Annotated in this window: 1 pseudogene; it reads left to right on the top strand. The window is 64.2% G+C overall.

Going from position 1 to position 388, the window contains the following annotated elements:
- Nucleotides 1-388, top strand: a pseudogene (locus EOC93_RS33815) (metallophosphoesterase); the annotation flags it as partial.

The following is a 388-nucleotide window of genomic DNA, read 5'->3' as shown; positions in this document are numbered from 1 at the left end:
GCAACCATGATCTCGACCAGAACGGGCCGCTGCACCATGTCGACTGGTACCGGCGCGAACTGCGCGACTATGTCGAGGTCAACCATCGCGCCGGCGTGTTCTTCAAGCCGCCGGTGCCGGCCACCGACTATGATGTCGACACCGACTGCTACTCCTGGGACTGGGGCGGCCTGCATCTGATTCAGACGCATCGTTTCGCCGGCGATACCGGCCACGGCGCCGAGAGCAGCCTGCCATGGCTGAAGCAGGACCTTGCGACCTATGCGGCGGACGGCCGTCCTGTCGTCCTGTTCCAGCATTATGGCTGGGACACTTTCTCGGTGGAACGCTGGGATGCCGCCAAGAGGCACTTCGATGATGACGGCACCGGTGCGCCGCACTGGTGGAG

The organism is Mesorhizobium sp. M6A.T.Ce.TU.002.03.1.1, from assembly GCF_003997275.1.
Taxonomy (GTDB): domain Bacteria; phylum Pseudomonadota; class Alphaproteobacteria; order Rhizobiales; family Rhizobiaceae; genus Mesorhizobium; species Mesorhizobium mediterraneum.
This window is presented reverse-complemented; position numbering and strand designations above follow the sequence as displayed.